Here is a 17,303-nt window from a genome sequence, read left to right as displayed (position 1 = left end):
TGCGCTCCCTCTCCCGCTTGCGGGGGAGGGCTGGGGAGGGGGTGCTTCAGCGATGGGATTGTCGAAGTTTACGGAGCGTATCCCGGCGAGGAGAAAGCCCCCACCCGGCGCTTCGCGCCGACCTCCCCCGCAAGCGGGAGAGGTTGCAGCGAGCGCTTGGCCAGCAGTTCGAAATCCAAAAGCCAGCGGCCTCAGATATCGATCGTCGCGCTCAGCGAATGTTCCTGGATGAAGTCGCGGCGCGGCTCGACCACGTCGCCCATCAGCTTGGTGAAGATGTCGTCGGCCTCATCGACCTCCTTGACCTTCACCTGGAGCAGTGATCGCGCATTGACGTCCAGCGTCGTCTGCCAGAGCTGCTCCGGATTCATCTCGCCCAGCCCTTTGTAACGCTGCAGCGAGACGCCCTTGCGGCCGGCGTCGGTGACCGCTTCGAACAGATCGACCGGGCCGTAGACCATGTGCTCGGTGTCCTTGCGCCGCAGCTTGCCGGGGCGGGCATAAACGTCCTGGAGCTTGACCGTGTACTCGTCGAGCTTGCGGGCTTCGACCGAGCCCAGGAACGCGTCATCGATGAGGGCGACGTCCTTGACGCCGCGCACCGTGCGCTCGAACTGGAAGCCATGGCCTTCGACGTATTGACCGATCCAGCCGCGCTCGACCTCGTCGGCGAGCGTGTCGAGGCGGGCGGCGATGTATTGCGCGGCCGCGGCGGCCTTCTCCGGATTGCCGTAGATCGCCTTGTTGAGCACGCCGGTGATGGCGGCCTGCTCGATCACCTTGCGATTGTAGCGGGTGTGCAGGCTGCGCAGGACGCCACGGACGGCGCGGGCGTCGTCGACCAGCGAGCGCAGGTCGCGGCCGGTGCGATCGCCGCCGGTGCCGGGAATATAGACGCAGTCGTCGAGCCCGGTATCGATCAGATAATCTTCCAGCGCCCGCTCGTCCTTCAGATATTGCTCGGACTTGCCGCGGTTGACCTTATAGAGCGGCGGCTGGGCGATATAGAGATAGCCGCCGTCGATGATCTCGCGCATCTGCCGGTAGAAGAAAGTGAGCAGCAGCGTGCGGATGTGGGCGCCGTCGACGTCGGCGTCGGTCATCACGATGATCTTGTGATAGCGCAGCTTCTCGATCGAGAATTCGTCGCTGATGCCGGTGCCGAGCGCGGTGATCAGCGTGCCGATCTGCTCGCTGTGCAGCATTTTGTCGGGACGCACACGTTCGACATTGAGGATCTTGCCGCGCAGCGGCAGCACGGCCTGGAATTCGCGGTTGCGGCCCTGCTTGGCACTGCCGCCTGCCGAGTCACCCTCGACGATGAAGAGCTCGGATTTCGCCGGGTCCTTCTCCTGGCAGTCGGCGAGCTTGCCGGGCAGCGAGGAGACCGACAGCGGGCTCTTGCGCGTCAGCTCGCGCGCTTTTCGCGCGGCTTCGCGGGCGGCCGCCGCCTGGATCACCTTGCCGACGATCATCTTGGCTTCGGAGGGGTGCTCCTCGAACCAGGCCTGCAGCGCCTCGTTGAGCACGTTCTCGACCACGGGACGCACTTCCGAGGACACCAGCTTGTCCTTGGTCTGCGACGAAAACTTTGGATCCGGCACCTTCACCGACAACACGGCGGTGAGGCCTTCGCGGCAATCGTCGCCGGTGAGCGCGATCTTTTCCTTTTTCGCGTTGGCCTCGGCATAGCCGTTGACCTGGCGCGTCAGCGCGCCGCGGAAACCGGCGAGATGGGTGCCGCCGTCGCGCTGCGGGATGTTGTTGGTGAAGCACAGCACGTTCTCATGGTAGCTGTCGTTCCACCACAATGCGGCCTCGACGCCGATGCCGTTGGATTCCGCGCGTACCATGATCGGCGCCGGCACGATTGCCTTCTTGTTGCGGTCGAGATATTTGACGAATTCCTCGACGCCGCCGGAATAGTGCATCTCCTCGCGCTTCTCGACCGCGTGACGCATGTCGGAGAGGGCGATGTTAACGCCGGAATTGAGGAAGGCGAGCTCGCGCAGCCGGTGCTCCAGCGTGGCGAAATCATACTCGATGTTCTTGAAGGTTTCCGTCGAGGCCTGGAACGTCACCTCGGTGCCGCGCCTGCCGGGCGCGTCGCCGACCACCTTGAGCGGCGCGACCGCATCGCCATGGGCGAATTCGATGTAGTGTTCCTTGTTGTCGCGCCAGATGCGCAAGCCGAGCTTGCTCGACAGCGCGTTGACGACGGAGACGCCGACGCCGTGCAGGCCGCCGGAAACCTTGTAGGAATTTTGGTCGAATTTACCGCCGGCATGGAGTTGGGTCATGATGACCTCGGCCGCCGAGATGCCTTCGCCCTTGTGGATGTCGACGGGAATGCCGCGGCCGTCGTCGCGCACGGTGACAGAATTGTCGGCGTTGAGGATCACGTCCACGCGCGTGGCGTGGCCCGCGAGCGCCTCGTCGATCGCATTGTCCACGACTTCGTAGACCATATGATGCAGGCCCGAGCCGTCATCGGTGTCGCCGATATACATGCCCGGGCGCTTGCGGACGGCGTCGAGACCCTTGAGCACGCGGATCGATTCCGCCCCGTAATCGCTCGGATTTGAGGGTTCGTTTTCGGCAGGCGTCTGCCGAGCAGGTTCTGTCATGAGAGGCCTTCGAGATGTCGCCCGAATCAGCCGCGCAAAAGGCGCTGATATGCGGGCTATTTGTGCCACGAAAGACGGATTGCGCCTAGCGCAAAGTATCTCCCGGCAAGTCTTTGATTAGATGGGATTTTTTGGCCGGTTTTCAAGGCTTTCGAAGGCCAATTCGAGGCGCTGAAAAAAGCGCGATTCGAGAGGCCGTTCCGGGTCGCTGAAAGGCGCGGATATTGCGGGGAACGAAGGGTGTTCCGAGGCGCTTGGAACGCCCCGGAACGGCCTTGCAGGCTCAATACATCTGCAGCGGCAGCACGTCTCCGTTTGGCCCCACCAGGAGGCCCCAGGCATCGCCGGCGGCCACGGTGAGGGTTTCGGTGCGGGCAGGGCGCCCCGGCAGACGCAGCGCGTACTGGTACTTGCCGGGCGGCAGATCGAGCATCGGGCCTTTCGGCGATTGCGGTCCGCCGGCACCAGCCGCGATCTTCACCGTTTGATTGTTGATCGTCAGCGATGCTTCCTTCGGCCCCATATTGCCGAGCATCAGCCTGGCCTGTCCCGCCTTCGGCATGATGTCGGCCTTTGCCGCGGCCTGCGGATTCCGCTGCACCAGACTGACCGTCGTCTCGTCCCTGGCGCGGCCGAGCTTCAGCACGGCCGGTCCCTCCGGCGAGGTGAACGCGAGTTCCGCCCGCTCGGCCGTTACGATTGCGCCGTCGGCCTTCTCCTGCCAGCCGCGGTTGGTCAGCTCCGTGCGATAGAAGGCGAGGACCTCGCCAAGCTCGGCGGGGATGCTGGCTTCGAGCTCGGTCCGGAACGACTGCTCGCTGCCGGGGAATTTCGTGGAGCTGATGCCGGTCGAGCTGTGCTGCGTCGGCACCGGCAGGGCCGAATCGGGATCGGGCGTGAGCGGCTCCTTCGATTTGGTCTGGACCACCTTGGCTTGCCTCGATTTGGCCTCGACGGGCTTCGCCGCGGCGATAACAAGACCGGAGCCGTTGGCGCTAACGTTTACCTTCGGCCCCATCTGCATCACGGTCATCGAGATCGACTTCCCGCTCTTGGAGAATTCCATCATCGCCATGTTGGGCTGGTTGATGACGGAGGGCTGCTCCTTCCAGCCCGCAGGCTTGAGCGATGCGCGATAGAACGCCGTAAGCGCCTTCACGCTCGATGACGAGGAGAATTCGAGCCTGCCCTCGCCGCCTTCGAAGTTCACGCCTTCGGCGTTTTCAGGCAGCGGCAGCGGGGTCTTGCTGTCGGCGAGCGCGTTGAGCGGCGCGTCCGACAATGCGGCCGCCTGCACCTTGCGTCTGGCTTCGTCGGCGGTGATGAGCTGCTTGGCCGCGCCTAGCGCATCCCCAAGGAACTTGTCGTCGGCCTCTTTCTTCGCCTTGGCGCGGGCGGCAAGCGCGGAGTCCTTCAACTGCGCCGTCAGGCTGACCATGGTGAAATCGTATTTGCGGCCAAGCCGCAGCAGGCCGGTTTCCTCCGCGGAAGAGATCTTGATCGCGACCTCGTCGCCGGGCGCGAGCGGTGCGCTGCCGTCCTCATGCCAGCCGCGCGCGGCGAGCTCGCGGTGATAGAAGGCGAGTACCGCGGGCAGCTCGGCCATCGCGGCGGCCGACATCTCGCGCTTGTTGTCGCTCGCGCTGCCGAGGCCCATGGCCGTCTTGGTCGGGCTCGGCCGCGGCAGGCCGGCCAGATCGCTATCGGCTTTGAGCTCGCCGGGCAGCGCGAAGGGCGCGACCCGGATATCGACATGGGTGCGGCCATCGTCGCGGCGCGTCAGCGTCAGCATCACGGGCTTCTGCTGGTAGAAGCCGGTCTCCTTGCTATCGGCATGCGCGTAGAACGCGCGCAGGCCGTTGGGAACGGTTTCATCCAGGCCCCTCGTCCAGCGCGCGGCGGTTTCCGGCGTGAGCTTCTGCCAGCCGATGGCAGCCATCTGGCTGCTGTAGAAATCCGACGTTGCATCGAGCGGCGTCGGCGCGATGCAGCCGAGATAGGGCCGGGTCCCGTCGAACACGATGTCGCTTGCGCCCTCCGGAAACGGCACGTTCCCGTAGATCCGGTCGGTCGTGTAGTAGACCACGGACTGGTCGGGCCGGCCCGGGGCCTGCGTGAAATGAACGGAAAGGCCCTGTCGTCCCTTCCTGAACTTCAGCAGGCTGCTTTTCTCCTCCAGCGGCATCACATAGGGCACCCAGCCGTTGTCGCTCAGGAGCTTTTGGACCGCGGGCAGCGTCACGGCCTGCCGCGTCGGTACGCGATATTCGACGCTATAGGGATCGGGGCGCGAGATGTCTTCCACCGCACCTTCGATCTGGGGCAGCGCGTGGACGTCGACGATTCCCTCGTCGGCGCCGGCCGCGATCGAGCAGCTCGCCATCAGGAAGAGACCGCATGCAAGCAGCCGCCATCGTGCCGGGACTTGCATCCCGCGCGGGATCATCGCCATCGTTACGTCTCCAGGATGCCGCGCGGCGCTTGGGCGCGCGCGATTGCAACGGCTGCAACACCGTCGGCGGGGCCTCAGACCAGAAGTCGCGGCAGGAACCGGGCAGGTTCAAAGCTCCCGGACTAGTCAATACAGTTGGAGTGGCGACCATGCCTCGCCGTCGCGCCCGACGGTGAGCTCCCAGGCGTCGCCGGCCGCGACGGTGAGGATGTTGCTGTGGGCCGGACGGCCGGGGACGTTCAGTTCGTAGGAATATTTGCCGGGCGCCAGATCCAGCGATACGGCGTTAGCGCCGGCGGCGCGCTTGATGATCCGCGCGTCGATCCCGAGCACGGCTTCCGTCTCGCCGATGTTGCTGAACACCAGCTTCGCCTGGCCCGGTTCGGGCATGACGTTCGCCCGGATTGCTGTATCCGAGTTCTTCTGCATGAGATGGACCGAGGTGTTGCTGTCCTTGCGGCCGAGCTCCAGCATGGCCGGTCCGAGCGGAGAGACGAACGCGAGCTGGACGTGATCGGCGGAGACGACGGCGCCATCGTGCTGCTCCTGCCAGCCGAGCTTTCCGAGCTCCCTGCGGTAGAAAGCGAGGACGTCGCCGAGCTCGGCGGGCACGGTGGCTTCGAGCTTGACGCGAAGCGGCGCTTCGACGCCCCGCATCAGGGTGGTGTGGATTCCTCTAAAGCTGTAGCGGGTCGGTGCGGGCAGCGTGACATCGGGATCCGGCGTGAGATCGGCTGAAAACAGCGGCTTCGGCATCCAGGCGCCGGCGCTTGCAGCGAGCATGCACGTCGCGAGCAAGACGAGGCCGCACGCAAACGCCCGCCATCGTGCCGGAGCTTGCGCCCCGGACCTCGCCGTCCGCATCTCACTCTCCCGGGTATCGCGCGTGATGTTTCATTGCGCGATTGTAAAAACCGGCTGCGTCACCGTCGGCGCCGCCTCCGGCAACTAGTCGCGGCGGAAATGGGGCTGGTTCAATGGCGGCGACTACCGCCGGGCCGATACCTGTCCGCTTTCGACGTCAAAGATCTCGCCCCCGGCGCCGATCTCGGCGAAGGCAGCGGGATCTGCGCCGGTCAGCCACACCTGCGCGCCGAGCTTGCGCAACTCGTCGAACAGCGCAGCGCGCCTGCCGGGATCGAGATGCGCGACGACCTCGTCGAGCAGCAGCAGCGGCACGATGCCGGTCATCTCGGCGACCAGACTCGCATGCGCCAGCACCAGCCCGATCAGCAACGCCTTCTGCTCGCCGGTCGAGGCATCGCGCGCCGGCATGCTTTTCGGCGCGTAGATCACCTGGAGATCGGTGAGATGCGGACCATCCGTGGTGCGGCCGGCGATGGCGTCACGCGGACGATTGTCGCGCAGGATCTGGCGGTAGCGGTCCTCGACCGACGTCGCGGTCTCCGTCAGCAGCGCGTTCTCCATCCAGCCGTCGAGCGCGATCTGTGCCGAGGGGAAGGCGGAGGCCTGCGCGCGTGCATTCAGCATGCCGGTCAGCCGCGCCGCGGTCTGGCCGCGGGTTGCGGCGACGGCGACCGCAAGCTCCGCGGTCTCGCGCTCGATCGCGTCACACCAATGGTCGTCGTAATTGCGCGTCTCGAGCAGGCGGTTGCGCGAGCGCAGGGAACGTTCGAGCGCGGAGATGCGGCTGGAATGGTCACTGTCGATGGCAAGCACCAGGCGGTCGAAGAAGCGCCGCCGCTCGGACGCCGCGCCCATGAACAGCCCGTCCATCGCCGGCGTCAGCCACACCATGCGGATGTGGTCGCCGAACGACGCCGCCGAATTGACCGGTTCGCGGTCGATGCGGCAGCGCCGGCTGACCGGGCTATCTGCGCGCGGCGGATCGATGCCGGTGCCGAGCGTGGCAAGGCCCAGCGCGCCCTCGACCTGTGCCGACACCGCCCAGGAGCCGTCGCCCTGGTTGTCGGCGACGTCGTCCAGCGTCGCGCGCCGCAGGCCGCGTCCCGGCGACAGGAACGAGATCGCCTCGATGCAATTGGTCTTGCCTGCTCCGTTCGGCCCGACCAGCGCCACCATGTCAGCCTTAGCCTCGAGCCCCGCCGCCCGGTAATTACGAAAATGCGTCAGCGTCAGGCGATGAATGCGGGAGGGGGTCATTGTCTTTGTCGTTGCCGGGCATCCACGTTTGGGTCCTCCAAAGACGTGGATGGCCGGGACAAGCCCGGCCATGACGGATGTAGTCGATGCGAAGGGGAGCCGGTAGCCCTCACACCCGCATCGGCATCAGCACGTAGAGCGCGCTCTTGTCGTCGCGGTCTTGCACCAGGGTCGGTGAGCCCGGGTCGGCGAGCCGGAGCGTTGCGACGTCGCCTTCGATCTGGGCGGCGATGTCGAGCAGATAGCGGGAGTTGAAGCCGATATCGAGGGCGTCGGAAGCGTATTCGACTTCGAGCTCTTCGGTCGCACTGCCGGAATCCGGATTGGTCACTGACAGCACCAGCTTGCCCGGCGACAGCGAGAGTTTCACGGCGCGCCCGCGCTCGCTGGAAATCGTCGAGACGCGGTCGACCGCGTTCTCGAAATCCTTCTTGTCGACGACGAGCTCCTTATCGTTGCCCTGCGGGATGACGCGGCCGTAATCGGGGAAGGTGCCGTCGATCAGCTTCGAGGTCAGCACCACATTGCCGATGGTGAAGCGGATCTTGGCCTGCGACAGCTCGATCGTGACCTCGGCCTCGTTGTCCTCGATCAGGCGCTGCACCTCGCCCACCGTCTTGCGCGGCACGATCACGCCGGGCATGCCCTCGGCGCCCTTGGGCTGGACCAGGTCGAGCTGGGCGAGGCGGTGGCCGTCGGTGGCGACGCCGCGCAGGGTGGCGGCTTTGGCGGAGCCCGCGGCATGCAGATAGATGCCGTTGAGATAGTAGCGGGTCTCCTCCGTGGAGATCGCGAACTGGGTGCGGTCGATCAGCCGCTTGACGTCCTTGGCGGCGAGGCTGAACGAATGCGACATGTCGCCGGCGGCGAGATCCGGAAAATCATTCTCCGGCAGGGTCTGCAGGGTGAAGCGGGAGCGGCCGGCGCGGATCGCCAGCACGGCGCGGTCGCCGTCGGCTTCGAGCACAATCTGCGAACCGTCCGGTAGCTTGCGCACGATGTCGTAGAACATGTGCGCCGGCACGGTGGTGGAGCCCGCGGTCGCGGTTTCCGCCGCGAGCGTTTCGGTGACCTCGAGGTCGAGGTCGGTCGCCTTCAGCGACAATTTCGCATTCTCGGCCCTAACAAGCACGTTGCCGAGGATCGGAATCGTATTGCGGCGCTCGACCACGCGGTGGACGTGGCCCAGCGACTTCAGGAGTTGCGCGCGTTCGACCGTAACCTTCATTGCACTACTCGCCCGATCCCCAAGGAAACACAAATCTGGAAAAGCCGGGCGGCGGGACGCGCGCCACGGCACCGAAGACCCCGGAAAGCCGGATCATCCAGCCGATATGACCAAAGCCGTCAGGGTCGCGCAAGGTGGCGCGTAAAGTCATCCGTTTCAAGGGATTGCGCGATGGTTCCCCACGATTTACCCGCAAAGACGGGGCCCGCCGCCCAGGCAGAGGAAGGCCGCCGCCCAGGCAGGGCCGGGGCGGCGGGAAGGAAGGAGAAGGCCTAGGCGTTTATTCCTGAAGCTGGCGCTTGAGCGATTCGACCTCGTCCGACAGCGCCGTGTCCTTGGAAACCAGGGCCTCGATCTTGCGCACCGCGTGCAGCACCGTGGTGTGGTCGCGCCCGCCGAAGCGGCGGCCGATTTCCGGCAGCGATCGCAGGGTCAGCGTCTTGGCGAGATACATCGCCACCTGACGCGGACGAACCACGTTGGCGGTCCGGCGCGAGGACAAGAGGTCGGAGCGGCTGACATTATACTGCCGTGCCACCACGCGCTGGATGTCCTCGATCTTGATCCGCTTCGGCTCCTGCGGCCGGATCAGGTCGCGCACCTCGTGCTCCGCCATCTCCAGCGTCACCGGCCGGTTGTTGAGCTTCGAGTGTGCGAGCAGGCGGTTGATCGCGCCTTCGAGATCCCGGCCGTTATGGGTGATGGCGCGGGCCAGATAGGTCAGCACCTCCTCCGGCACCTCGAAGGTCGCATGATGGGCGCGGGCCGCGGCGACGCGCGACTTGAGAATACCGTGCCGCAGCTCCTCGCCAAGCGAGGCCATCTCGACCACGAGGCCGCCGGCCAGCCGCGAGCGCACGCGGTCGTCGAGGCTTTCGAGATCGGACGGCGGACGGTCGGCCGCGATCACGACCTGGCGGCCGGCATCGATCAACGCATTCAGCGTGTGGCAGAACTCGGCCTGGGTCGATTTGCCCTGCAGGAACTGGAGATCGTCGATCACGAGCACGTCGATGCCGCGCAGCGCTTCCTTGAAGGCGAGCGCCGTCTGCGTCTTCAGCGCGGCGACGAAGCCGTACATGAATTTCTCTGCAGTGAGATAAAGCACTTTGCGCTCGTTGCCGGAATTGCCGGCCCAGGTCACCGCCTGCAGGAGATGCGTCTTGCCGAGGCCGACGCCTGCATGAATGTAGAGCGGATTGAACATGACGGGATCGCCGCGACGACCCTCGGCGACCTGACGCGCAGCCGCATGCGCCAGCGTGTTGGAGCGGCCGACGACGAAGCTTGCAAACGTCAGGCGCGGATCGAGCGGCGAGCCGCCGAGCGCATCATGATTGGCGGAGACCGGCGCGGTCGCGGTCGAACGCAGCTCCGGCGCAGGCGAGCGGCGCGTTTCGACCGGCGCGGGCGCTTCCTTCTGCTGCATCACGGGGCGCACGGCCGTGCGAACGGTGAGATCGATGCGATGCACTTCGGGCATCTCGGCCTGCCAGCACGACAGCACGCGCTCGGCATAATGGGCCTGGATCCAGCTCTTCAGGAAGCGGGTCGGCACCGACAGACGCACGCTCTCGTCCTGGACGCCTTCCAGATCCATGCGCGCAAACCAGCTCGTATAGACGTCCTCGCCAACGTTCGAGCGCAGCCGACTCTTCACGCGTGACCAGCGATCCTGTTCCGGGGTTGTCATCATTTGAGAACTTTTCTTGAGAGATAAGGTTGCGTGGTGAGCGCCATGCAGAGTTCCTGCCAGGGATACCTGCCGGGATATTTGCAATGGCGGGACCTCAAGCGATTTCACCTGCAGGCATGGCTCGACCGTTCGGCGGAAACGCCGCATCCGATCAGCAATGTCTAGAGATGGAGGGGTCGCGAGGTCAGCGCGTACTCGGCGCTCCGTGACACGCGGGAGGCTTGGTGTCCGACGAATCTAAAACGGCGTCGCTGGAAGTCGAAATGCTGGAAGTCGAAATGTGTTTCAATACCGCGTTGAGTTCGTAAGACATGATACCTCCCCATCCTGCCGTGATTGCTCGCGACAAGGTCCTGCGTGTCCAAACGACACCCGCGTCTTCATCGGATGCCCGCCCGTGTACTCGTCGTCCGCTCGGCCTCGCCATCATGCCTGTCGGGGCAGCTTTCAAGATGTCTCTTAAGCGCGAGAGAAAGATCCCGCTTGGAGACATTCAGACAAAGAGCTACCGTTCCCACATTGCTGTGGGTTTTGATCCGACAATCGCTTGTTGAAGCGCCGCCTACGTGCACATCGCCGCCGATTTGCACGCTCGCCCCGTTTCCGATACCGCGCTGGTCTCAAGATCGTGGGCGCCGCTGACGCCTTAAGGAATACACTATGCGGAAAGACTCGCAACGGAATTGATTCAGACTTGAGGCATCAAAAATCTTGATCTGCGTTAACGCCACGCGGACTTGTGCACAGGCTTCAGAGCAAGTTTTTGGATTCGTGCACAGAATCGAAGATGCCGCGTTTGATGTGACAATTCTCCGTCACCGCCAAAAATTTTTTACAAAAGCGTCACGCGCGCGACGCGCGGGCGAGTTTTCCAAATGCTTGGCGTCACTATGTCGATAAGTTGTTAGCGAGACATCGTTTTTTGAGTCTCGTTTCACAGGGTAACTCCATTGCGTCTCGCGATCCGGGGAAACTACGGTGTGCAGAACTCGCAGGCGCGCGAATTCAACTTGTGCCCACCTCGCAAGGACTTTTTGCACCGCGGTGGAAGTTTCCGCTGTTGCAAAACCATTCGCAGGTAAAACTACGGGCGCATCATGGTGCAAACGTCGCAATCCTCCGATCGAAGGTCGCTCGCAGCGTGACTACTTGCGTGAATATGACAGGCAACAAAAAAGCCCGGCGCGATGCCGGGCTGTTTGACGTGTGCGATGTGCGGCCGGATCGTCCGATCGAACGACGCGATCGGACGGCGTGCCAGAACGCTCGCGAGCTTACTTGGCGAGCTTGGCGATCTGCGCGGTAAGCCGCGAGACTTTGCGGCTGGCATTGTTCTTATGAATGATGTTTCGCTGCGCGGCGCGCATCAAGGCGGGCTCGGCATTCGCCAGCGCCGTCACGGCAGCGGCGCGGTCGCCGGTCTTGATGGCTTCTTCGACGTTACGCACGGCACCGCGCATCTGGGTGCGGCGCGACTTGTTGACGGCGGTGCGGCGGGCGATCTTGCGCGTCGCTTTCTTGGCGGAAGTGGTATTGGCCATGGTCTCAATGTCCTTTGCGGGTACCGGTCGCGTCTTGGTCGGGTAGCGCCGGCTTGCTTGACCGCGTAATCGACGCTCGGAATTAGGGTGTTCGGTTGCTAGGCTGTTCCCGGAACGTGAGCGACAGCCTTGCGGGCCGTCTCTGAGGCCCAGGGAGCCTCTCAGCCCAAGGAGCCTGCATCTGCTCAAAGAACAGCGGCGGCAGGATTGCGCCCGCCGCCAGTTGGCGCCCTTATAGAGAGGGTCTTTGGCACCGTCAACGCTTTCCCGGGCTGGACAAGCAGCCCCTCAGGCCAGGGATGAGTGCCGTAACGCCCTGAAGAGGTTGAATTTCTGCCGTCTCCCTTGTATTGGCTGGCGGCGTTCCGAGGGTCGTCCGATCGGACGACTATAGAGGGTGAGGCATGATCCGCGGCTTTTTCCGACTGATTGGGCTGTTGCTGCTCGCCGGCGGGTTCATCTTCATGGTCTATGACGGCGCCCGCTGGGTGGCCGACCAGACCCTGCGGTTCACCCGCTTCGGCCAGTTCTGGAACGACATCAATCAGGCCAGCCAGACGGCGTTCCGGACCTGGGTCGAGGCCAAGGCGCCCTGGATCTGGACCTCGGTGATCCGCCTGGTGCTGGATCAGCCGGTTTTCGCCGTCCTCGGCATTCTCGGTATCCTCCTGATGATCCTGTTCCGCCCGCGCAAGCCGTTGATCGGCTATTCCCGGGATTGAGCTTTCAATTCCCGGGATTGAGCTTTCAATTCGCGCGACTGAAGCGGCCGCGCGCGGCGTAACAGGGCTGCCCCTTTGCGCGTAAAGACCTATATTCCCACCTGATCGCGAGCACGTCGCCTGAGCGCTTGGTTCATCGCCTTGGCTCAATAGCTTGTCCTCGGCGACGGACAGCTCGTTCCCGGAGATCCGTCCATGCTGTTCATGCGCAAGACCACCGCATTGCCGAGCGCCAATGAAGCGCTGCCGGGCCGTGCGCAAGCCATTCCGACCGCGACCACCCATTTCGTCAACGGCACGAAGTTGCAGCCGCCTTATCCCGCCGGCCTCGAGCAGGCGGTGTTCGGGCTCGGCTGCTTCTGGGGCGCCGAGCGCAAGTTCTGGGAGCTTGGCGACGGCGTTTACACCACCGCCGTCGGCTATGCCGGCGGCCACACGCCGAACCCGACCTATGAAGAGACCTGCTCGGGCCGCACCGGTCACACCGAAGTGGTGCTGGTCGTGTTCGATCCGACCAAGGTGTCCTACGAGAAGCTGTTGAAGACGTTCTGGGAGAGCCACAACCCGACGCAGGGCATGCGTCAGGGCAACGACGTCGGCACGCAGTACCGAAGCGCGATCTACACCTATTCAGACGCGCAGAAAAAAGCGGCCGATCAATCGAAGGCGCTCTATCAGAAAGCGCTTGCTGCAAAAGGTCTCGGCACCATCACCACCGAGATCGCACCCGCCGGCCAATTCTACTTTGCCGAGGACTATCATCAGCAATATCTGGCCAAGAATCCCGCCGGTTATTGCGGCCTTGGCGGCACCGGCGTGTCCTGCCCGATCGGCGTCGGTGTGAGCGCGTAAGCCAGCCGCGAAGGTGGTGCACCTCTCCCGCTTGCGGGAGAGGTCGGCGCATTTGAGAGCAGTTTCCTGTGGCCCATCCTTCGAGATGCCCGCTTTAGGCGGGCTCCTCAGGATGAGGACGGCGTCTGCGGCAATAGTGCCAGCAGGCACCGATGCCGATTAGCCTCATCCTGAGGAGACCGCGGAGCGGTCGTCTCGAAGGACGAGGCGCTTGTTCAGCTTGGCCCAAAAGGCCATATGCGCTAGCCGCGCCCGCAAGCGAGAGGGAGCGCACTGCGCCGCAGCCGCATCGTCGCGCCGCCCGCCCCTCAACGCTTTATTAACCATAACCGGTGCATCACTGGATCTGTCTCGTTTCGAGGGATAAGTCCGGTGCCGGTTGCACGCGCGTTTCGATGGTCGATCTTGGCAGCGTCCCTGGCAGCGTCCGCCGCGCTTGGCCTTGGCGGCTGCATGCAGACCGCCGGCCCCGTCGCGGTGATGCAGCCGCGCGCCGATCTCGACTCCATGGCCTATGGCCAGCCCTATTACGCGCCTCAGCCGGTCGTCGTCGGCGACGGTGGCGGCGCCATCGGGGCGTTGCGCAATTCCTTTGCCTCTTCGCCCGCGCCCATGCCGGTCGGTTATGCCGCGCCGATGGCGGCGCCGGTCCGCTACGATTCCTCCTACCATCTCGACGCCGGCGACAGGCTGCGCGTCGTGGTCTACGGCCAGGAAGGTCTCACCAACAGCTACGCGATCGACGCCGGCGGTTCCATCACGATGCCGCTGATCGGCGGCGTGCCGGCACGCGGCCGCACGCCGGCGGGTCTGGCCGGCGAGATCGCCGCACGGCTGCGCAACGGCTACATCCGCGAGCCCTCGGTCGCCGTCGAGATCGAGGCCTATCGCCCGTTCTTCATTCTCGGCGAAGTCTCCGCGCCCGGCCAGTATCCGTACGTGCCGAACATGACGGTCGAAAGCGCCGTGGCAATCGCGGGCGGCTTCTCGCCACGCGCCAAGCGCGATGTGGTCACCGTCACGCATACCGAAGCCGGCGGCGCCATGCGCGCCGTGGTGCCGCTCGGCACCCCACTGGCGCCGGGCGACACCGTATTTGTCGGCGAGCGCTGGTTCTAGAGCGTTTTCGAGCGAAGTGGATACCGGTTCGCGTGAAGAAAACGCGTCAAAAAAGAATCTAGAGCCTCGGTTCTGATGCAATCAGAACCGAAGCTCTAGCTCACCTTCTGAAATCCAGCCGCCCGTTCGGAAAACATCCATCGATGCGCGCGGCATCGACCACGCGCCCGATCCATGGCCGCGTGATCGCTGGATTGGTTAGGTTGATGTATTTCCCGACCAGGCGCGCGCCCTCGCGCGCAGCATCGATCAGCCCGTGCCGTCGGCCGTGATCCCAATCGAAGCGCAGATAGATGCGTCCGCCTGCGACCCGCACCTCCGCGCGCCCGTCTTTCCACGTCTCCGGCGTATCGCCGGCGATGGTCGGATCGGCGCCGCCATTCCAGCGGCTGGCCCACGGGCCTTCCAGAGGATCGGACGGCGCCTGAATGTCTGCCCAATGCGCCGCGTTGACGTCGGCCGCATCGCCCGAAAGTAAGGCGGTTGCGGCATAGTCCATGACCTCGCGATCGTCAGGACCGGGAACGTCCATGGTGCCGAACGGATTGCGGATGACGATGTTCGTATTGGCCTGCTGCATCACGATCTCCCGGCGTGAGTTGGCTTGATCAGCCAGCTCTATCGCCGCCCGGCAGGATGCAGCCACCCGATTCCTGCTCTCCGCCCTCGTCATTCCGGAGCGCGAGCCCGGAATGACGGTGGAGAGATCAGCCGCGCTATCGCAAATGCTTCGCGAAAAATTCCATGCTGCGCGGCCAGGCGATGTCGGCGCTGGCCTTGTCGTAGCTCGCCCGCTCGTCGCAATGGAAGCCGTGCTGCGCGCCCGGATAGACGAAGATTTCCACGTCCGGCCGCTTCGTCTTGATGGTCTCGACGTCGGTCAGGGGAATGCCGGCATCCTTTTCGCCAAAATGCAGCTGTGTCGGAACTTTTGGTGTTTCGTCGGCAAAGCGCACGACGGCGCCGCCGTAATAGCCGATCGCGGCCTTCAGGCCCGACAGCCGCGTCGCCGCGACGAAGGCGACGCTGCCGCCCAGGCAAAAGCCGATGATGCCGACCGGGCCGACGCTCTTCACCGCATCGATCGCGGCTTGCGTGTCGCGCAGCATCGCGTCCCAGTCGGGATTGGCGACGAATTTGCGCGCTTCGGCGATCTCGTCAGGCGTGTAGCCCGACTGGAAGCCCGGCGAGGTCCGGTCGAAGATCGACGGCGCGATCGCGACATAGCCTTCCCCGGCGAGGCGATCGCAGACCGAGCGGATGTGATGGTTGACCCCAAAAATCTCCTGGATCACCACCACCGCGCCCTTCGGGGGGCCTGCGGGATCAGCGCGATAGGCGCCGAGCTGGAAATTATCGGAGGCGGTCAGTCTGATGTCTTGTCCCACGCGGGTTGTCCTTCTTGTTGATCGTCGATCACGAACTCCGCTCTCTCTCCTCATCCTGAGGAGCGCGCTCTTCGCGCGCGTCTCGAAGGATAGAGGCCGAGATGCAGCAGCGGGGCCTTCATCCTTCGAGACGCTTGCTTTGCAAGCTCCTCAGGATGAGGGGAGGCGGTTGCGCGCCCACCTCACTCCCACATCCAGTTCTCGCCGTAATCCTCCTTCCATCCCGCCAGCCGGCCATGACGGAACTGCAGGAACAGGCGGTGACGGTTGGAGATCAGTCCGCTGCCGCCGATGTTGCGAAGCGCGAGATAGATCTCGTTGCCGGGGCGTCCGCGCACATATTGCAGAGGCTGGCCGAGGGCGCGCGCGGTTTGCCCTGCATCCATGCCGAAGGCGAGCGGCGTGTTGTTCGACAACGTCGCGACGAAGGGCAGGCGGGGCGGTGTCCCGCCGAATTGCTCGGCCTGCGCGGATACCGACAGCAACACCGCGCCCGCAGCCAACATCGCTCGCTTCATTGCCGTGTTCCCGTCCGATCGTCCTATTCCGGCAAGTTCTTCAGGAAAGGCAGCACCGCGTCAATAAAAGCCTTGGGCTGGTCGATGTTGACGGCGTGTCCGGCGGCGGGGATCACGACCTTTTGTGCGCCGGGAATTTTCGCGGCCATGTAGTCCGACGCGGCGAGGAACGGTGTGTCGTCGGCGCCGACCACGACCAGACTGGGCACCTTGATCTCCGGCAGCAGCTCGATCACCTTCGCATCGCGCTGGGTCAGCATGCCGCGTGCGGCGAGCGCCAATCCCTTGGCATTGCGATGGCTCGCGGTGGCGCGCTCGCGCGTTGCGGCCTTCAGCACGTCGAGCCCTTCGCGATCGAGCTTGTCGGCAGTGGCGAGCGCCCGCGCGTTCCAGGCCTCGCGTGCATCGTCCTTCTTGAATCCCGGTCCGGTGTCGATGATCAGCAGCGCGCGAACGCGCATTGGATGCGCGCGAGCGAAGGCAAGCGACATATAGCCGCCGAGCGACAGCCCGCCGATGATGGCGCGCTCAGTGCCGACCGCATCCAGGATCGCCGCGATGTCGCCGACCGTGAGCGCTTCGCTATAAGCGGCGGGATCGTCGGGATAATCGGACTGGCCGTGACCGCGCATGTCCCACAAGATCAGCTTGTGGTCCCTGGCAAGCGCCTCGACCTGCCAATGCCACATCGCCGAGGTCGATGAGTAACCGTGAGTCAGCAGCAGCGGCGGGCCTTCGCCATGGATCTCGTAATAGATTCCGACGCCGTCTCGATCGATCCTCGGCATTGTTTCCACCCTTTTTGTTTTCTTATTCTCTCTCACGACGCCGAAGCCGTGAAGGGCGTGATGAAGACGTAAGGCTAGCGTGCTGAACAAGATGATCCGCCGGAGGTCAACCTCCGGCGGATTAGTTTGCATTTTCAGGCGGCCATGACGGAGAAATTCCCCTTTGTCATCAATGGCCCGCCTACTGTGCATGGGGTTGTTTTCGCCCTTTTTGCGCCATTCCTGCCATGGAACCCGAGATCCCTAAA

The 17,303-nt window shown here is 64.3% G+C and carries 14 protein-coding genes; 3 read left to right on the top strand and 11 right to left on the bottom strand.

Annotation, left to right across the window (positions count from 1 at the left end; translation table 11 throughout):
* Positions 1-191: 191 nt before the first annotated feature.
* The 7 genes from gyrB to rpsT form a co-directional block, all read right to left on the bottom strand.
* Positions 192-2,627, bottom strand: coding sequence for a DNA topoisomerase (ATP-hydrolyzing) subunit B (gene gyrB, locus AC0L3A_RS06830; RefSeq protein ID WP_007598276.1), 2,436 nt, complete (start codon positions 2,625-2,627; stop codon positions 192-194).
* A 283-nt stretch (positions 2,628-2,910) separates the two neighbouring features.
* Entirely contained in the window at positions 2,911-5,079 is a 2,169-nt protein-coding gene (locus AC0L3A_RS06825) for a hypothetical protein (RefSeq protein ID WP_354127079.1), read from the bottom strand.
* 126 nt (positions 5,080-5,205) lie between these two features.
* A complete protein-coding gene (locus tag AC0L3A_RS06820) occupies positions 5,206-5,943 on the bottom strand; it encodes a hypothetical protein (protein ID WP_007598273.1) in 738 nt (245 codons plus the stop codon).
* A gap of 123 nt (positions 5,944-6,066) precedes the next feature.
* Positions 6,067-7,203 (bottom strand): DNA replication/repair protein RecF, encoded by a 1,137-nt coding sequence (gene recF / locus AC0L3A_RS06815; protein ID WP_007598270.1) that lies wholly within the window; start codon positions 7,201-7,203, stop codon positions 6,067-6,069.
* Positions 7,204-7,312: 109 nt separating this feature from the next.
* Positions 7,313-8,431, bottom strand: coding sequence for a DNA polymerase III subunit beta (gene dnaN / locus AC0L3A_RS06810; protein ID WP_007598262.1), 1,119 nt, complete (start codon positions 8,429-8,431; stop codon positions 7,313-7,315).
* Positions 8,432-8,711: 280 nt separating this feature from the next.
* Positions 8,712-10,124: a chromosomal replication initiator protein DnaA gene (gene dnaA / locus AC0L3A_RS06805; protein WP_035995355.1), complete on the bottom strand. Its 1,413-nt coding sequence runs from the start codon at positions 10,122-10,124 to the stop codon at positions 8,712-8,714.
* 1,277 nt (positions 10,125-11,401) lie between these two features.
* Positions 11,402-11,668, bottom strand: a complete 267-nt coding sequence (rpsT, locus tag AC0L3A_RS06800; protein WP_007598259.1) for a 30S ribosomal protein S20 — start codon at positions 11,666-11,668, stop codon at positions 11,402-11,404.
* Positions 11,669-12,072: 404 nt separating this feature from the next.
* Here rpsT and AC0L3A_RS06795 point away from each other — a divergent pair, with 404 nt between their 5' ends.
* From AC0L3A_RS06795 to AC0L3A_RS06785, 3 genes are all read left to right on the top strand, one after another.
* Positions 12,073-12,390 (top strand): hypothetical protein, encoded by a 318-nt coding sequence (locus AC0L3A_RS06795; protein WP_007598257.1) that lies wholly within the window; start codon positions 12,073-12,075, stop codon positions 12,388-12,390.
* A 195-nt stretch (positions 12,391-12,585) separates the two neighbouring features.
* Positions 12,586-13,242: a peptide-methionine (S)-S-oxide reductase MsrA gene (gene msrA / locus AC0L3A_RS06790; protein WP_007598255.1), complete on the top strand. Its 657-nt coding sequence runs from the start codon at positions 12,586-12,588 to the stop codon at positions 13,240-13,242.
* A 372-nt stretch (positions 13,243-13,614) separates the two neighbouring features.
* A complete protein-coding gene (locus AC0L3A_RS06785) occupies positions 13,615-14,361 on the top strand; it encodes a polysaccharide biosynthesis/export family protein (RefSeq protein WP_035993830.1) in 747 nt (248 codons plus the stop codon).
* A gap of 100 nt (positions 14,362-14,461) precedes the next feature.
* Here AC0L3A_RS06785 and AC0L3A_RS06780 read toward each other — a convergent pair whose 3' ends face one another.
* From AC0L3A_RS06780 to AC0L3A_RS06765, 4 genes are all read right to left on the bottom strand, one after another.
* Positions 14,462-14,941, bottom strand: a complete 480-nt coding sequence (locus AC0L3A_RS06780; protein WP_007598251.1) for a hypothetical protein — start codon at positions 14,939-14,941, stop codon at positions 14,462-14,464.
* Positions 14,942-15,077: 136 nt separating this feature from the next.
* Positions 15,078-15,749, bottom strand: a complete 672-nt coding sequence (locus AC0L3A_RS06775) for a dienelactone hydrolase family protein (protein ID WP_007598249.1) — start codon at positions 15,747-15,749, stop codon at positions 15,078-15,080.
* A gap of 182 nt (positions 15,750-15,931) precedes the next feature.
* Positions 15,932-16,267 (bottom strand): hypothetical protein, encoded by a 336-nt coding sequence (locus tag AC0L3A_RS06770; protein ID WP_007598242.1) that lies wholly within the window; start codon positions 16,265-16,267, stop codon positions 15,932-15,934.
* Between the two features lie 23 nt (positions 16,268-16,290).
* On the bottom strand, positions 16,291-17,055 hold the full coding sequence (locus AC0L3A_RS06765; RefSeq protein ID WP_007598240.1) for an alpha/beta fold hydrolase: 765 nt from the start codon (positions 17,053-17,055) through the stop codon (positions 16,291-16,293).
* Positions 17,056-17,303 lie beyond the last annotated feature (248 nt).

This window comes from Bradyrhizobium sp. MI1.3, from assembly GCF_055811695.1.
Note: the sequence above shows the minus strand (reverse complement) of the source record. Positions and strands in the feature narration are given on the sequence as shown.

Excerpts from the sequence above, each read along its gene's own strand:
- gyrB (WP_007598276.1), bottom strand. The coding sequence starts at position 2,627 with ATGACAGAACCTGCTCGGCAGACGCCTGCCGAAAACGAACCCTCAAAT.
- AC0L3A_RS06825 (WP_354127079.1), bottom strand. The coding sequence starts at position 5,079 with ATGGCGATGATCCCGCGCGGGATGCAAGTCCCGGCACGATGGCGGCTG.
- AC0L3A_RS06820 (WP_007598273.1), bottom strand. The coding sequence starts at position 5,943 with ATGCGGACGGCGAGGTCCGGGGCGCAAGCTCCGGCACGATGGCGGGCG.
- recF (WP_007598270.1), bottom strand. The coding sequence starts at position 7,203 with ATGACCCCCTCCCGCATTCATCGCCTGACGCTGACGCATTTTCGTAAT.
- dnaN (WP_007598262.1), bottom strand. The coding sequence starts at position 8,431 with ATGAAGGTTACGGTCGAACGCGCGCAACTCCTGAAGTCGCTGGGCCAC.
- dnaA (WP_035995355.1), bottom strand. The coding sequence starts at position 10,124 with ATGACAACCCCGGAACAGGATCGCTGGTCACGCGTGAAGAGTCGGCTG.
- rpsT (WP_007598259.1), bottom strand. The coding sequence starts at position 11,668 with ATGGCCAATACCACTTCCGCCAAGAAAGCGACGCGCAAGATCGCCCGC.
- AC0L3A_RS06795 (WP_007598257.1), top strand. The coding sequence starts at position 12,073 with ATGATCCGCGGCTTTTTCCGACTGATTGGGCTGTTGCTGCTCGCCGGC.
- msrA (WP_007598255.1), top strand. The coding sequence starts at position 12,586 with ATGCTGTTCATGCGCAAGACCACCGCATTGCCGAGCGCCAATGAAGCG.
- AC0L3A_RS06780 (WP_007598251.1), bottom strand. The coding sequence starts at position 14,941 with ATGCAGCAGGCCAATACGAACATCGTCATCCGCAATCCGTTCGGCACC.
- AC0L3A_RS06770 (WP_007598242.1), bottom strand. The coding sequence starts at position 16,267 with ATGAAGCGAGCGATGTTGGCTGCGGGCGCGGTGTTGCTGTCGGTATCC.
- AC0L3A_RS06765 (WP_007598240.1), bottom strand. The coding sequence starts at position 17,055 with ATGCCGAGGATCGATCGAGACGGCGTCGGAATCTATTACGAGATCCAT.